The 14,763-nt window shown below is 58.2% G+C and carries 14 protein-coding genes; 8 read left to right on the forward strand and 6 right to left on the reverse strand.

Annotation, left to right across the window (positions count from 1 at the left end):
* Positions 1-27 precede the first annotated feature (27 nt).
* From ACR0CA_RS10810 to ACR0CA_RS10830, 5 genes are read left to right on the forward strand one after another with little or no spacing between them, the layout of a single operon-like run.
* On the forward strand, positions 28-525 hold the full coding sequence (locus ACR0CA_RS10810) for a flagellar basal body-associated FliL family protein (RefSeq protein WP_480898945.1): 498 nt from the start codon (positions 28-30) through the stop codon (positions 523-525).
* A 9-nt stretch (positions 526-534) separates the two neighbouring features.
* The gene (locus tag ACR0CA_RS10815) at positions 535-1,014 is read left to right on the forward strand and encodes a hypothetical protein (protein ID WP_480503464.1); all 480 of its coding nucleotides are present in this window, start codon (positions 535-537) and stop codon (positions 1,012-1,014) included.
* Positions 1,011-1,583 (forward strand): MotE family protein, encoded by a 573-nt coding sequence (locus ACR0CA_RS10820; RefSeq protein WP_480876121.1) that lies wholly within the window; start codon positions 1,011-1,013, stop codon positions 1,581-1,583. Before ACR0CA_RS10815 ends, ACR0CA_RS10820 begins: the two co-directional genes overlap by 4 nt.
* A gap of 46 nt (positions 1,584-1,629) precedes the next feature.
* A complete protein-coding gene (gene motA / locus ACR0CA_RS10825) occupies positions 1,630-2,499 on the forward strand; it encodes a flagellar motor stator protein MotA (RefSeq protein ID WP_170772900.1) in 870 nt (289 codons plus the stop codon).
* Positions 2,496-4,634 (forward strand): hypothetical protein, encoded by a 2,139-nt coding sequence (locus ACR0CA_RS10830; protein ID WP_480898948.1) that lies wholly within the window; start codon positions 2,496-2,498, stop codon positions 4,632-4,634. Before motA ends, ACR0CA_RS10830 begins: the two co-directional genes overlap by 4 nt.
* 36 nt (positions 4,635-4,670) lie before the next feature.
* On the opposite strand, the gene ACR0CA_RS10835 is transcribed toward ACR0CA_RS10830, so the two are convergent.
* Both ACR0CA_RS10835 and ACR0CA_RS10840 read right to left on the reverse strand, forming a co-directional pair.
* A complete protein-coding gene (locus tag ACR0CA_RS10835; protein WP_480898950.1) occupies positions 4,671-6,020 on the reverse strand; it encodes an MmgE/PrpD family protein in 1,350 nt (449 codons plus the stop codon).
* On the reverse strand, positions 6,017-8,461 hold the full coding sequence (locus ACR0CA_RS10840) for a GcvT family protein (RefSeq protein WP_480898952.1): 2,445 nt from the start codon (positions 8,459-8,461) through the stop codon (positions 6,017-6,019). Before ACR0CA_RS10840 ends, ACR0CA_RS10835 begins: the two co-directional genes overlap by 4 nt.
* Before the next feature lie 370 nt (positions 8,462-8,831).
* On the opposite strand from ACR0CA_RS10840, the gene ACR0CA_RS10845 reads away from it, so the two are divergent.
* The gene (locus ACR0CA_RS10845; RefSeq protein WP_170789521.1) at positions 8,832-9,161 is read left to right on the forward strand and encodes a hypothetical protein; all 330 of its coding nucleotides are present in this window, start codon (positions 8,832-8,834) and stop codon (positions 9,159-9,161) included.
* Positions 9,162-9,164: 3 nt separating this feature from the next.
* On the opposite strand, the gene ACR0CA_RS10850 is transcribed toward ACR0CA_RS10845, so the two are convergent.
* A complete protein-coding gene (locus ACR0CA_RS10850) occupies positions 9,165-9,665 on the reverse strand; it encodes a potassium channel family protein (protein WP_480898954.1) in 501 nt (166 codons plus the stop codon).
* 63 nt (positions 9,666-9,728) lie between these two features.
* Positions 9,729-10,634, reverse strand: a complete 906-nt coding sequence (gene trhO, locus ACR0CA_RS10855) for an oxygen-dependent tRNA uridine(34) hydroxylase TrhO (RefSeq protein ID WP_170789519.1) — start codon at positions 10,632-10,634, stop codon at positions 9,729-9,731.
* A gap of 93 nt (positions 10,635-10,727) precedes the next feature.
* On the opposite strand from trhO, the gene pncA reads away from it, so the two are divergent.
* The gene (pncA, locus tag ACR0CA_RS10860) at positions 10,728-11,321 is read left to right on the forward strand and encodes a bifunctional nicotinamidase/pyrazinamidase (RefSeq protein ID WP_170789518.1); all 594 of its coding nucleotides are present in this window, start codon (positions 10,728-10,730) and stop codon (positions 11,319-11,321) included.
* Here the strand turns inward: pncA and ACR0CA_RS10865 are convergent.
* Positions 11,318-11,851: a hypothetical protein gene (locus ACR0CA_RS10865; RefSeq protein WP_170772915.1), complete on the reverse strand. Its 534-nt coding sequence runs from the start codon at positions 11,849-11,851 to the stop codon at positions 11,318-11,320. The genes pncA and ACR0CA_RS10865 overlap by 4 nt on opposite strands.
* Positions 11,852-12,015: 164 nt before the next feature.
* Between ACR0CA_RS10865 and pncB the strand changes: the two genes are divergently transcribed.
* Positions 12,016-13,308 (forward strand): nicotinate phosphoribosyltransferase, encoded by a 1,293-nt coding sequence (gene pncB, locus ACR0CA_RS10870; protein ID WP_480898957.1) that lies wholly within the window; start codon positions 12,016-12,018, stop codon positions 13,306-13,308.
* A gap of 3 nt (positions 13,309-13,311) precedes the next feature.
* On the opposite strand, the gene ACR0CA_RS10875 is transcribed toward pncB, so the two are convergent.
* A complete protein-coding gene (locus tag ACR0CA_RS10875; RefSeq protein ID WP_480898960.1) occupies positions 13,312-14,763 on the reverse strand; it encodes an aldehyde dehydrogenase family protein in 1,452 nt (483 codons plus the stop codon).

Below are 14,763 nucleotides of genomic sequence, written 5' to 3' on the forward strand. Positions count from 1 at the left end.
ATTGCAGAACGGATGGATGAGGACGTCATGACTGACGCAACTGCAGAACAGGCAGAAGCCCCAGAAAAGTCTGGGAAAAAGGGATTGATACTAGGTGTGATTCTGGCCCTGGTCGGGGCCGGTGGCGGGTATTTCGCAACCACGCCCGGGCTGTTGCCAATTGGGGCCGTGCCCAAGACGCACGAGGCGGTGGAAAAGGCGGAAAACAAGCCCGCAAAAGCCTTGCCCGACGTTGGATTCGTCGATCTTCCGCCGCTGATCCTGTCGCTAAACTCGGGCGATTCGCGGCACCTGAAATTTCACGCTCAGCTCGAGGTGAACTCGAACTATCTGGGCGATGTCGAAAAGATGAAGCCGCGAATCATGGATGTGCTGAACGGGTATCTGCGGGCGGTTGAAATCTCGGATCTTGAGGATTCGTTGGCCCTGGTGCGCATTCGCGGGCATCTGCTGCGGCGCATCGGCATTGTAGTTGGCGAGGATCGCGTTCGCGATGTCCTCGTGATGGAATTCGTTTTGAATTAGGAGGCAAAGTTGGAACTGATCGCAGATATTTTCCTAGTCGCAGGCGCCTTCGGCGCAGGTCTCTATTGCTTTGTTCTGTCTCGACGCCTCAAGCGATTCACCGATCTTGAAAAGGGCGTTGGCGGGGCCGTTGCCGTTCTTTCGGCACAGTCGGATGAATTAAAGAAATCGCTGGAGTCCGCGCGTGCGGCGTCGGACCGCTCCGGGGACACCTTGAAGCAATTGACGCAACGGGCGGAGACGGTCGCGCAGCGGTTGGAGCTGATGATGGCGTCGATGCATGACATCGTGCCGGATCAGGAAGCCCCAAAGGATACAGCCTCGCCCGCGACCGAGCCTACGGTGCCACCAGAGCCTGAGGTTGCAAAGGTTGAAGCTGCGGAAGCCCCCGAGCAAAAGGAGGAACCCGTTCCTGAGCCTGCGGAAAAACGAACGGCTGGTCCGATGTTTATGCGGCATGGTCGCAAGAGGCGTGAGGCCACGGCATGAAAACAAGGCAGAGCAACAAACCCAAAGGCGGCGTGCTTGCTGTGATCTCTTTGCTGATGATCGGATCGGCTGCGATTCGCGTCGGGTTGGAGGCTGGTCCGGCACTGGCCAAGAACGCCGAACCGACGGTCAAGCAAGCCAAGCCAGAAGGTATGGAAAAGCCCGGCGCACAGGAATTGTTGACAGAACTTCTGCGACGCGAAGCGGCGTTGGAAAAGCGCGAAGCCGCCGCAATCGACAAGGAAAAGGCGTTGGAAATCGCCGAGCAAGCCATCGAAACCCGAATGGTCGCTATGCAAGCGGCCGAAGAGAACCTACGCGAAACGCTGGCCTATGCGGAAAAAGCGGCCGAGACCGATCTGACCCGGCTGACGGATGTGTATCAAAGCATGAAACCCAAAGACGCAGCCGCCTTGTTCGAGACGATGGATCCAGGTTTTGCCGCCGGTTTCCTGTCACGGATGCCTGCGGATGCCGCTGCTGGCGTGCTGGCGAGGATAAGCCCTGAGACCGCCTATACAATCAGCGTCATCATGGCGGGGCGCAACGCTGCCGCGCCACAGGAATGACGTCCATGTTCACCAAAGCCGCGTTTGAGTTTGCTGGAGGCCCCTCATGATCGGACTAGTCGGAATTGTCGTCATCTTCGTCATGGTGTTCGGTGGCTATCTGGCCGCTGGCGGCAAGATGACCATCATCATGAAATCTCTGCCGTTCGAAATGATGATGATCGGGGGCGCAGCGGTCGGAGCGTTTTTGATCAGCAACGACATGAGCGCGGTGAAGCATACGCTCAAGGACATGGGAAAGGTGTTCAAAGGTCCGAAATGGAAACCCGATGACTACCGCGACCTGTTATGCCTTCTGTTTTCCCTGATCCGCATCGCCAAAGCCAACCCGGTCGAGGTCGAGCAACATATAGAAGACCCCGAAAATTCCGCGGTGTTTTCGGCCTATCCGAAGATTCAATCCGACAAAGAGGCCGTGGATCTGATCTGTGACACGATGCGGTCGGCTTCGATGAACTACGACGACCCCCATCAGGTCGAAGAAGTTCTGGAAAAGCGGATGGAGGCGAATTTTCACCACGCCATGCATTCCAGCCATGCATTGCAGACGGTTGCGGATGGCTTGCCAGCCCTGGGGATCGTGGCTGCGGTTTTAGGGGTGATCAAGACCATGGGATCGATCGACCAACCACCCGAGGTACTGGGTAAACTGATCGGGGGGGCTCTGGTTGGGACCTTTCTGGGCGTGTTCCTGGCCTATGGTCTGGTCGGGCCATTCGCAGGAAAACTGAAGGCCGTGGTTGAGGAAGACAACCATTTCTATCAACTGATCAAAGAGGTTCTGGTCGCCAATCTGCACAACCACAACCCCGCGATGTGCATTGAAGTCGGTCGCCAGAACACGCCGACCCATAACCGCCCTGGTTTTTCGGAACTGGAAGAGGCGTTGAAAGAGCTGAAACAGGCGGCGGCATGATCCGACTTGGTCTTTTTCTTGCAGTGTTGCTTGCAGCAAACGGTGCCACTGCGCGTGAAGCCACCGTGCGCTCGGGAGAGCATGAGGACTACACCAGGCTGGTCATTCAGGTGCCGCCTGGCACCGGCTGGGTCCTCACCCAAACCAAGTATGGTGCGCGTCTGAACGTCACCCTGGAGGATGTTCATTTCGAAACCACTTCGGTCTTCCGCAGGCTGTCTCAAAACCGTTTGTCCGCCATTTCTCAGGCTGAACCGGGCGGGCCGTTGGAAATGCAATTCGGGTGTGAATGCGCGGCTTCGGCGTTTTTATACCAAGACACCATGATTGTGGTCGATATTGCCATTGTGCAGGCCCTGCCACCGATAGGTGCGGACATTCCTCCGCCCATCTTGCCGCAAGCAAACCGCGACACCGGGCTGCTGGCGGCGGCTCAGAACCGCAACGTCTTGTCAATGCCTGCGCTTCCGACGCCATTGCTTGGGTTTGAGGATCGCCTGTCAGAACGTCTATTACAAGGTGCAGACCGGGGCATCGTTGACCTTGAGCTTGCCCAGGTTGGCCCGCGATCGTCGATCTTTGACGGTGCCACGGAAGGGCCAGCAGACCCGACAGGGAATATCAGCGTATCGACGGTGCTCGATGAATTGAACGGTCTACTGGGGCCCGATTTGATCGGGTTTGAACAAGAACCTGCCTGCATATCCGATACAGAGTTGGGGTTCGGGACGTGGGGTGGCTCAGCCGATTTCCCTCAGCAAATAGCCACCTTAAGATCAGGTTTGTTTCAGGAATTCGATCGGGTTAATCAAGACACAGCGCTGTCTCTGGCAAAGCTGTACGCATTCTATGGCTTCGGCGCCGAGGCGATGCAGGCTTTGGCATTGGTGGAAGATCCCGATGCTGACGTAAACCGGGTTGCAGCAATTGCGCAGTATTTGGACGCAGGGCATGTGGCAGACGACAATCCGTTTGGTGGCTTGCAACGATGCGGGGGTGACGTTGCACTTTGGGCTGTTCTGATGGCCGGGGAATTATCCGCTGAAGCAAACTTGGACAGGGTAGAGCAATCATTTTCACGGCTACCAACGCATCTAAGACGGCAATTTGGACCTGATCTATCCGAAATTTTGGTCGATGCAGGTCGGTTAGAAGCCGCTCGACGCGTATTGCGGTCTGTTGACCGGGCGGGAATTCAAAACGCCTCGGACACAACACGGGCCAAAGCTAAGGTCGCAGCCGCCGAAGGTGACGCTCCAAAAGCCGAGGCGTTGCTAAACGACGTGGTTGCATCCTCCGGCCCCAATCTGGACGCTCCGCTCGCTTTGGCGCGGCTGATCGAAAACCGATGGGTTGATCGAGGCGCCGCTTCACCCGAAGAAGTCGCCCTTGCGGCGTCTTTTTCGAACGAGTTTCGTAAATCCGAGATCGAGCCGCAGTTAAAACGGGCTCATGCTGTGGCCCTAAGTCTGACTCAGGAATTCGACCTAGCATTTGATGCTGCCTTGGAAATACCTGCAGGGCAAGAACGCCTGGCCACGTTGAACCGGATTTCTCACATTCTGGTGGAGAGGGCGGATGACATAACATTTCTACGTCGGGCGTTGGAATTTGCATCCGGTGATACGCAGGACCTGAGCACAGATACGGCTGTCGCGTTGGCAAACCGTCTGGTGAAGCTTGGGTTCCCTGGACCAGCGCTGGCTTTGTCGAACAGACCCCAAGATACGGTGCAACGGTCAGAGCGTGCACGGATCAGGGCACGCTCTGCCTTGCAAACGCAACGCCCTCACCAAGCTATGCTTGAACTGGAAGGGGACAGTTCGGAAGAGGCATTGCGTATCAGGCACCAAGCGATGCAAGCCCTTGGCGATTTCGATACAGCCGGAGAGCTATCGCGCACATTAGGGCAGGCGGAGCAGGCTGACCGAAATTTTTGGCTGGCCGACCGCCCCGAAGCCATTGATCAAGAAAAAGAAACGCAATTTGGTTTGGTTAGCAAGGCGACACAGGTCCTGATCACTCCTCCTGTTTCGCAACCTGACAAGCCTTTGGCCGAGGCGGCGGATTTACTTCAGGATAGTGTCGAAGCTAGGGAAAAAATCACCCAATTGCTTACTATTCTCGAGCAGTGAACCGTATCAATTGGGGCCCGATTCCCCGCGAGACTGCTATCGGGGGGGTGAAGAAACCAGCGACGCCAGATCGGCATATCTAGAATGCGGTTCAATCCAGGACAAGATCGCATCGCGGATCGCGTTAGCCCGATGCGCTCCGACAACTGGTTCTGCGAACTCGGAATATTTCGCCAAAACCTCATCGCGCGACATAGGCGCCTCGGGGCCACCGCGGGCGTGGATATCTCCCGAATGCAAAATGCGCCCGTCCGTTGTCTCAATTGATACATCTGCCCAGCGCCCACCCGGGAACCGTTGCGAATGCCTCTCTTCCTCACTCACGTGTATACGGGAAATCAGGCCCGCGATCCGGGGGTCGGACAGTCCGGGCCCTGAGATATGCTCGGCTCCGATACGGCCATACAGAACCTGAACTGCAACAGCGAAGGGCAGAGAGTACTGTGCTTGCGAAGTGGTCGCGGGCATTCCAGAAAACAGTCGCACGGCCTCACAAAAAGTGTTGATCTGGATCGAATGGATCTGGTCACCGACCAAACTGTGGTTCGACATCAGCGCGCGGACCCCATCTATCGCGGCGTGGGCCCAGCGGCAGATCGGGTACGGCTTCACATATTGATACTCAACCTGCCAAAACCTGCCCAAATCCGCCCAATGCGGGGCGGCAGTCTCGGCCTCGATCGTGATGGCAGGTGCCCCGGTAAACCCCCGCTCGGCCAGAATCGCCGCGGACAGGCCGACCATCGCACCCCATCCCGAACCATCATGCAGCATCGTGGGATTGGCGATCTCGCGCATCATCTGGCTGCGCGGCCCATGATATTCGGCGATCCCCAGCGCCTGCCGCAACTGGTCTGGAGTGAGCCCGCGCAATCGGGCCGCCATTGCGACCACGCCCAGCGCATTCCAGGCCCCAGAGGTGTGATAATCGCTGACCGAAGCGTGCAGCGAAATCCCCGCGCGGCCCGCGATTTCATAGCCAGAGATCACAGCAGCCAAGGCCTGCGGGCCAGTCAAATTCGGGCAATGCGTGGCAAGCGCAACCAACGCAGGCAGCACAACCACGCCGATATGGCCTTTGGTCGGGTTATACCCGTCATGCCCGTCCAGATTGTCTGTCTGTGTCGCCGCCGCATAGGCAGCGCCAGCCATACTGACGGGTCGCCCGTCAAACATCAGCCGAGCGCTAAAGGAAGAATCCGTGCTGGCGTAAAGCAATGCCGCCGTATCCCGCGCGATCACGCCTGCTTCCATCGGGCCGGAGGCAATCAGGATGCCCATAGTGTCCACCATCATCAGCGCCGCTGCCTCTTTGGCGCTGTCTGGCATTTCCTCGGGTGGACGATTTAGGACGAAATTTGCAACGCGGGCGAACGTATCGGTCATTCGGCAGGCTCTATAGCGGGCTTAGAGACGTCACGCAGCCGATATCCCGCAGGATCAAAAGGAGGTTCAGCCAGAATAGTTGCGCGATGCGGTTTGCCGAGGATGAACACCTCAACCCTATCACCGGGTTTTGCGACTTGCGGGTTTGCGAACCCAAGGGCCAGCGATTTACCGACCGAATACCCGAAGCCACCCGATGTCACGCGCCCGACCGAATGACCATCTGGTGTAAAGATCGGCTCACCGCCCGAGGCGTCGGCGGTGTCCACCTCAATTTCGAACATCGACAAAACCTCACGCACAGGATTGTTCTTGATGGCCAGATAGGCCTGCTTGTGCAGGAAATCCTTGTCCAGCTTGATGAGGCCGTCCAGCCCGACTTCTTGCGGCCAGTATTCCTGACTGTACTCTCGCCCCCACGAGCCGTAGCCCTTTTCGATACGCAGACTACCCAGCGCACGGCCGCCAACTGGGCCGCCGCCTTGCTCTTTCGCGGCCTCCAGCAAGGCCGTGTAAAGCGCAACCTGATCGCTCTCAGCGCAGTGCAGCTCCCACCCAAGGTCGCCGGTAAAACTGACACGGATGGCGAGGCAGGAAACGCCCGCCACGTCTATCTGACGTGAACGCATGAAGCGGAACCCTTCGTTGGACAGATCCGCATTGGTCAGCCGTTGCAGCACATCGCGCGATTTCGGGCCGGCGACGTTGAACCCGGCGATACGGTTTGTGGCAACCTCGAAACGGGTACCTTCAGGCAGATCAACCATGTTGAAGAACCGCTGGTGATAGCGCTCGGCCATGCCCGAGCCGATCATCATGTATTCGTCATCGGCGACTTTGGTGATGGTAAAGTCCCCGGCAACGCCTCCGCGCACTGAAATCAACGGGGTCAAACACGACCGGCCAACCTCGGTCGGTATCCGGTTGGCAACAAGACGATCCAGCCAATCATGCGCCCCTGGCCCCTTGATCACATAGTTGGCGAAGTTCGAGATGTCGATCACACCCACAATGTCGCGCAACATCTGCACCTCTCGGCCAACCGGTTCCCACCAATTCTGGCGGGTGAAGCCGTTGGTTTCGACCACACCGGGTTGATCAGCGAACCAGAGGGGGTGTTCCCACCCGCAGTTCAGGCCAAAGACGCAGCCCATCTCCTTTTGCATCTGATAGGCCGGGCGCAGGCGCGCGGGGCGTCCGGCGCTGCGCTCTTCGTTCGGGAAATGGATGGCGAAGCGGTGCGTATAAACGTCCTGCACCCGCGCCTTTGTGAAGGCCTTGTCGGCCCAGTCGCCGAACCGCGCCAGATCCCAGGCAAACATGTCGTGTTGCGGCTCGCCCTCGATCATCCATTGCGCCGACAACAGGCCAAGCCCGCCCGATTGCGAAAATCCGGGGATGATCCCGGTGCAGCAGAAATAGTTCTGCAACTCGGGCACAGGCCCCCAGATCGCATTACTGTCCGGCGACCAGATCATCGGGCCATTGATTACCCGCTTCACCCCCGCAGTTGCCGCAACGGGCACGCGTTCGGTGGCCCGGATAACGTTTTCCATGATGCGGTCCAGATCGTCGGGGAACAGATCGTGGGCGAAATCCAGCGGTGTGCCGTTTTCGGCCCAAAACCGCATGTCCTTCTCATAGGCCCCGATCAGCAAGCCATTGCCCTCTTGCCGGAAGTAGTACTCGCCATCCCGGTCGGCGATGGACGGCAAGCGACGGCCCAACGCGGCGACTTCATCAATCGCTTCGGTGACAAAATACTGATGTTCAGTCGGTTGCAGGGGCAGTTCGATCCCAGCCATCGCGGCCACTTCACGCCCCCACAATCCACCGGCATTGACCACCCACTGTGTGTGGATATCGCCCTTTTCGGTGCGTACGATCCACGTTCCGTCAGGCTGTTGATCAGTTCCTAACACGGGACAAAACCGTTCAATACTGGCGCCCATCGCGCGTGCTCCAGCGGCATAGGCATGTGTTACACCCGAGGGATCAACATTGCCGCCATCGGGTTCGAACATGATGCAGCGGATGTCATCGAACTGCGCTAGCGGGTGCAGTTCCATCGCCTGTTCGCGGCTGATCTCGTGGAAGTTCAGGCCGTAGAAACGCGCCTTGGCCTCTTGCAGACGCAGTTGGTGTTCGCGGTCCTCGGTTTGCGCCAGATAGAGCGACCCGGATTGAAACACGCCACAGCCCTGTCCGGTTTCCTTCTCTAACTCTTTGTACAGGTTCATCGTGTAGTGCTGAATGCGCGTGATGTTGTTGTTGTCATGCAGCCCGTGGATATTGGCCGCTGCGTGCCACGTGGACCCACTGGTCAACTCATCGCGTTCCAGCAGGACAACGTCAGTCCAGCCCAGCTTGGCCAGGTGATACAGGATCGAGCAGCCGACCAGCCCCCCTCCGATGACAACGGCCTGAGCATGGGTTTTCATTGGCGCACCTCCTACAGAGCTTGCACGAAAGTCAGCCACAGGTCAGGGGCTACTGATGCTCTGTTCCCGACGCAAAATGTCGGTAATGACGATCAAAGCGCCGGAAGTAAACGCCGCGTCGGCGGATCATCGCCCGGTGACACCAAACGCGCGATGTCGTGAGCGTTTGTGTCTTGAAATGAGACGCACTGATTCTTTGATTAAATTAGGAAGCACGAAAATACGTGCCGAATAGGTCGAAACGCGACGGGACAGGCTGGTTTGAAACACGGTGAAGACCGCGTGGATCAGCAGAAATCTTGAAAAGTTCCTAAAATGTTCTATATTTGTTCCACGTGAATGTCTGAGGTGGAACGGAGGTATTCGAGCTATGGCCAACGCTGCCCGTCAAAGCTGGTACGACGCACCCAGCAACGACTATCACATGCTGCCCGTCACGGACCGGCAGATGCGCTATGCGCGCGCGATTGCCCAGCAATCGGCGCTTGAAATCCCGGTCGAGGCACAACGCGACCGCAGGGCCATGTCCCAGTGGATTTCGGCGCATAAACAGGATGACCCGTCACCATTTGCCAATTACCCGACCGGCAAACAGGTCGCTTTTGCCGAACGGATCTCGCGTTCCAAACGCAGACCGATACCGTCTGAGTGTTTCCGCGACAAGCAAATGATGTCCCGGTGGATTGACACCAACAAATAGGCTCTAGTCCGAGTGGTTTCGGGCATAAAGTGCCACGGCAGCGGCGACGAAGAGGCCCAGCAGGATGTAGCCTGTCACCGCTTCTGACACAGCCAACGCGCGGCACAGGCCGGTTGGGGCCATGTCGCCATATCCAACGGTGGTGAAGGTGACATATGAGAAATACAGGATGTCCCCCGGTCCACTGGCACCGACCACGCAGTTGTCTTTATAGCCGAACGCACCATAGACGGCGGCGAACAGGAAGGGGACGACCTGAATAAAGGATACGCCCATCAAGAACAGCACGCGGCGCGGGGATTTCACCTGTGTCATATAGTACCACGATTGCGAGAAGATCCACAGGAACAGGCCCACGGATGCAAACGTGCCCAACGTATCGCCCGCCGTTGATTCACTAAGGCGGGAAAGGCCGAACCAGGCAAAGAAGCTGGCCAAAACCATACCGCCTGCGGCAAGCAGGGTCGATTTCCATTCTTCCAACGTTGTCGGCTCGCGGCGCATGTCGTCTCCGTCTTTAACGGGTGCGATGATCGGGGTTTCGCCCCGCCCGTGCAACCGAGTGGTTTAGTCTGCGCCCAAATGTTCCTGCCCGCGTTGGCGCGCCAGCCCGATCTGCTTCTGCCGCTCGCGGAAGCGCTTCTTGTCAGCTTCCGAGGTTTCATCCACACATTGATGGCACGAGACGCCGTGTTCATATTCAGGGCGTTTCATATCCTCGGGCAGGATCGGACGGCGGCAGCCATGGCACAGGTTGTGGGGCCCCTCGACCAGCCCGTGCCCCACGGACACGCGATTGTCGAAGACGAAACACTCACCCTGCCAAGTGCTGTCCTCGGCGGGCATTTCCTCAAGATATCGCAGGATACCGCCTTTCAGGTGATAGACATCCTCGACCCCCTGACCCAGCAGGAAGTTGGTGGATTTCTCGCACCGGATACCGCCGGTGCAGAACATGGCAACACGCTTGTTGTGAAAGCGGTCCTTGTTTTCCTCCCACCAGGCCGGGAATTCGCGGAAACTGGCTGTTTCAGGGTCTATTGCTCCTTTAAACGTACCAATCGCCACCTCATAATCGTTGCGGGTGTCGATCACCACCACATCGTCGGAACGGATCAGGTCGTTCCACTCCTCCGGCTCGACATAGTTGCCGACACGGGCGCGCGGATCGACATCCGGCTGGCCCATGGTCACGATCTCTTTCTTCAGGCGCACCTTCATCTTGCCGAAAGGCGGATGGTCGGCGGTGGCCTCTTTCCATTCCAGATCGGCGCAACCCGGCAGCGCTTTGATATGCGCCAGCACGGCGTCAATCCCGGCGCGCGGGCCCGCGATGGTGCCGTTGATCCCCTCTTGCGCAAGCAGCAGCGTGCCTTTGACCGATTGTGCACGGCACAGGTCCAGCAAGGGTTCGCGCAGGGCGGTGTGATCAGCGAAACGGGTGAAGTGATAGAGGGCAGCGATGGTATACATGCGCGCGGTCTAGCCCCACGCGCGCAGAGTCGCAAGGGATCGGATTGACGCCCCCCGCTCGCCCCCTTACCGATAGCTGAAAAGGAGAACGCGATGACCCATGCCCTGATCGTAATCGACGTCCAGAACGATTTCTGCCCCGGCGGTGCGTTGGCCGTTCCCGGCGGCGATGAGATCGTCGCCCCGATCAACGCGATTATGGATGAGTTCGACGCGGTGATCCTGACGCAGGACTGGCATCCGGCAGGGCATTCCTCATTCGCCAGCTCGCATGTAGGAAAGAACCCATTTGACGTAGCAGAAATGCCCTATGGCCCGCAGGTGCTCTGGCCGGATCATTGCGTGCAGGGAACGCAGGGCGCAGCGTTTCATCCCGATCTGCGCATCGAAGGCGATTTGATCATTCGAAAAGGGTTTCGCAGCGCGATTGACAGCTACTCAGCCTTTTTCGAGAACGATCAGACTACGCCAACCGGGTTGGAGGGCTATCTCAACACCCGAGGCATCCGCAAACTCACAATGGTGGGCCTGGCCACGGATTTCTGCGTTCACTTCTCAGCCGTGGACGCGGCGCGGTTGGGTTTTGAGGTGACGGTGAATATGGGACTGTGCCGCGCGATTGATCTGGACGGCTCGCTGACGGCAGCAGAAACAGCGATGAAGGCTGCCGGTGTGACCTTGGCTTAGGGCGCGGAGCCCGAATCCAACAGATATTTCAGGATCACAAAAATAATAACCGCCAGCCCAAGAGCCACGCCAATGCGGGCGGGCAAGGTGCGGCGTTCCGGCGTTGCCGGGGATTTATAGCGCGGGTTCGGGGTCCAGTCAGCGGTGTTGCGTCGCTGACCGTTGCGCGGGCGGGCCGATTTGACGTCCCGAAGGAATTTCCAAAAGTCGAATTCGCCGCAATATTCGCCCTGAACACCCATTTCCCGAATGTTGGCAAACAGCGCTTTCAGAATCCGTTCACGCTCGGCCTCGTCACGGGGTCGATAAAAGCCATGCATCAACTGGCTTCCGGTCGCGTCCAGACCGAAACCTGCATCCTGAAAGATCTTGCGGATTTTCGGAGAAGCCGCCCGCAGTGCATCCGCCGTTTTCACATTGCGGAACATTGCGCGCAAAACGGGCTTTTTCGAAGCCCCCTCCGCGCCTTGCTCGCCTTCTCCGTCCCCCGGATCGACAACAACGATGTCAAAATCGTACTCGAGAACCATTCACTAACTTAACCTCGACTTCCCAACCCCTCTTCTCACTAACCGGTGAAAAGATCACACAATTTGCTCGCTTTGTGACCTGAGCTTGTCATTGTCACCAAACCAGCGACTCTTGCCATTCCACACACCGATTGATCTAACAACGGAAATCGCAGGAGTTCCTCATGGTCGATATTGCGGCACGTGTGTACAATCATAAATGGCAGATTGACCCAATTATACGGTCTTTAATCGACACAGATTTCTACAAACTGCTGATGTGCCAGTCAGTGTTTCGAAATCGGCCCCAAACGGAAGTGGTGTTTTCGCTGATCAATCGGTCGAATCACATCCCCCTCGCCAAGCTTATTGATGAGGGCGAACTGCGCGAACAGCTCGATCATATCCGCTCCCTCAGCCTCAGCCGCGGCGAAAGCACATGGCTGCGGGGCAACATGTTCTACGGCAAGCGGCAGATGTTCCGATCCGATTTCATGGAGTGGTTCGAGAACCTACGCCTGCCACCCTACCATCTTGAACGCAAGGGCGATCAGTACGAACTGACCTTCGAAGGCAAGTGGCATGAGGTCATGCTTTGGGAAATCCCGGCCCTGGCCGTGTTGATGGAATTGCGATCCCGCGCGGTTCTGAACGACATGGGCCGGTTCGAATTGCAGGTGCTCTATGCCCGCGCCATGACGCGCGTCTGGGAAAAAATTGAGCAACTGCGTGACATTGATGGGCTGGGCATTGCTGATTTCGGAACGCGTCGCCGGCATTCCTTTCTATGGCAGGACTGGTGCGTGCAGGCGATGATCGAAGGCTTGGGACCCGCATTTACAGGCACGTCAAACTGCCTGATCGCCATGCGGCGCGAGGTTGAGGCCATCGGCACCAACGCGCATGAGCTACCCATGGTCTATTCCGCGCTGGCCAACACGGACGCCGAATTGGCGCAAGCGCCCTATGATGTTCTCAGCGATTGGCATGATGAGCATGAGGGCAACCTGCGTATCATCCTGCCTGACACCTATGGCACTCAGGGCTTTTTGGATCGCGCGCCCGACTGGCTGGCAGGCTGGACTGGCATCCGCGTGGACAGTGGTGATCCGGCGACGGGGGCGGAAACCGCCATCAACTGGTGGAAATCACGCGGCGAGGATCCGCGCGAGAAGCGCGTGATCTTTTCCGACGGGCTGGATGTTGACAAGATCCGCGAGTTGCACGGCCAGTTTGCCGGACGGACCAATATTTCCTTTGGCTGGGGTACATTGCTGACCAACGATTTTCGCGGGTTGGTGCCGGATGACGCGCTTGCACCGTTTTCTCTGGTCTGCAAAGCGGTCTCGGCCAACGGGCGCTCGACGGTCAAATTGTCGGACAATCCCGAAAAGGCGATGGGTCCGGCGGATGAGATCGAACGTTACAAACGCGTCTTCGGGGTTGGTGCGCAACAGGCGATCGAAGTGATCGTTTAGACCCTAACCATGGAAAGTCGCCACGGTTTTGAGCTGTGAAAAGCCATAGAGCGCCTCGAAACCCTTTTCGCGGCCATGGCCAGATTTACCGACGCCACCAAAGGGCAGCTCGACGCCGCCGCCTGCCCCGTAATTATTGACGAAAACCTGCCCCGCATGCAGCCGTTTCGCCAGTCGCATCTGCCGCGCGCCGTCGCGGGTCCAGATGCTGGCGACAAGCCCATAGTCGGTACTGTTGGCGATCTCTGCGGCTTCGTCCTCGGTGTCGAACGGGATCAGCACCTGCACCGGGCCGAAAATCTCATCCTGCGCCAACGTATGATCAGGCGGCACATCGGCGAACAGGGTTGGCCGCACATAAGCACCTTGAGCCGGAGCATCCTCAACGATTTGTCCCTGCGCCACGATGGTCAGATCTTTGCCTTTGGCCAGAAATCCTTCGACAATCTGTTGTTGCCGAGCCGAGATTAAAGGCCCCACCCGCAAATCCTGCACCGCAGGTCCAACGGTCAGATCAGCATAGGCCGCAACCATGCGCGCCTTGACTTGGCTATAGACCCCACGCTGCACCAGAATACGGGACGAGGCCGAACAGGTCTGCCCCGCGTTCTGAATACCCGCATTCACCAGAAACGGAAGGGCCGCGTCCAGATCGGCATCATCAAACACCAGTTGCGGGGATTTTCCGCCCAATTCCAACGTCACTGGTACAACATTGCGCCCCGCCGCCTGCTGCACCAAGGCCCCTGTCGCGACCGACCCTGTGAACGAGATATGGTGGACGCCTGGATGCGCCGACAGTGCAGCTCCGGCCTCGGCCCCTAAACCCGGCACCACGTTCAACGCACCAGCTGGCAAACCCGCTTGTTGGGCCAGATGAGCAAAGGCCAGCGCGGTCAGGCAAGCCTCTTCCGCCGGTTTCAGGACGCAGGCATTGCCCATCGCCAGTGCTGCCCCGACCGAACGCCCGATGATCTGCATCGGGTAATTCCACGGCACGATATGGCCCGTCACCCCATGGGGTTCGCGCAGGGTATAAACGGTGTAGCCGTCCAGATAGGGAATCGTCTCGCCCATAACCTTATCCGCCGCGCCGCCGTAGAATTCGCAATACCGCGCCAACGCCACCGCATCCGCGCGCGCCTGAGTCAGCGGTTTGCCCACATCCATCGCCTCCAACGCGGCCAGATCGTCCGCGCGTTCAAGTACCAACTGACCCAATCGGGTCAGGATCCGCCCGCGTTCCATTGCAGTTTTACGGCCCCAATCCTCATCTAGTGCTGCCTGCGCAGCCGCGACCGCCGCGTCGACATCAGACGAATCCCCCCGCGCGATGCGACAGATTTCCGTACCGTCCGAGGGGTTGATCAAAGGCAGGTCGACGCCAGCAGAGGGCGCGATCCACTCTCCACCAATCAAACAAAGTGCGGGGTTGAACCAAAGAGGATTGGGCAT

The sequence above is a fragment of the Ruegeria sp. F12 genome (genome assembly GCF_056533885.1).

Excerpts from the sequence above, each read along its gene's own strand:
- ACR0CA_RS10810 (WP_480898945.1), top strand. The coding sequence starts at position 28 with ATGACTGACGCAACTGCAGAACAGGCAGAAGCCCCAGAAAAGTCTGGG.
- ACR0CA_RS10820 (WP_480876121.1), top strand. The coding sequence starts at position 1,011 with ATGAAAACAAGGCAGAGCAACAAACCCAAAGGCGGCGTGCTTGCTGTG.
- motA (WP_170772900.1), top strand. The coding sequence starts at position 1,630 with ATGATCGGACTAGTCGGAATTGTCGTCATCTTCGTCATGGTGTTCGGT.
- ACR0CA_RS10830 (WP_480898948.1), top strand. The coding sequence starts at position 2,496 with ATGATCCGACTTGGTCTTTTTCTTGCAGTGTTGCTTGCAGCAAACGGT.
- ACR0CA_RS10835 (WP_480898950.1), bottom strand. The coding sequence starts at position 6,020 with ATGACCGATACGTTCGCCCGCGTTGCAAATTTCGTCCTAAATCGTCCA.
- ACR0CA_RS10840 (WP_480898952.1), bottom strand. The coding sequence starts at position 8,461 with ATGAAAACCCATGCTCAGGCCGTTGTCATCGGAGGGGGGCTGGTCGGC.
- ACR0CA_RS10845 (WP_170789521.1), top strand. The coding sequence starts at position 8,832 with ATGGCCAACGCTGCCCGTCAAAGCTGGTACGACGCACCCAGCAACGAC.
- ACR0CA_RS10850 (WP_480898954.1), bottom strand. The coding sequence starts at position 9,665 with ATGCGCCGCGAGCCGACAACGTTGGAAGAATGGAAATCGACCCTGCTT.
- trhO (WP_170789519.1), bottom strand. The coding sequence starts at position 10,634 with ATGTATACCATCGCTGCCCTCTATCACTTCACCCGTTTCGCTGATCAC.
- pncA (WP_170789518.1), top strand. The coding sequence starts at position 10,728 with ATGACCCATGCCCTGATCGTAATCGACGTCCAGAACGATTTCTGCCCC.
- ACR0CA_RS10865 (WP_170772915.1), bottom strand. The coding sequence starts at position 11,851 with ATGGTTCTCGAGTACGATTTTGACATCGTTGTTGTCGATCCGGGGGAC.
- pncB (WP_480898957.1), top strand. The coding sequence starts at position 12,016 with ATGGTCGATATTGCGGCACGTGTGTACAATCATAAATGGCAGATTGAC.
- ACR0CA_RS10875 (WP_480898960.1), bottom strand. The coding sequence starts at position 14,763 with ATGCCCAATCCTCTTTGGTTCAACCCCGCACTTTGTTTGATTGGTGGA.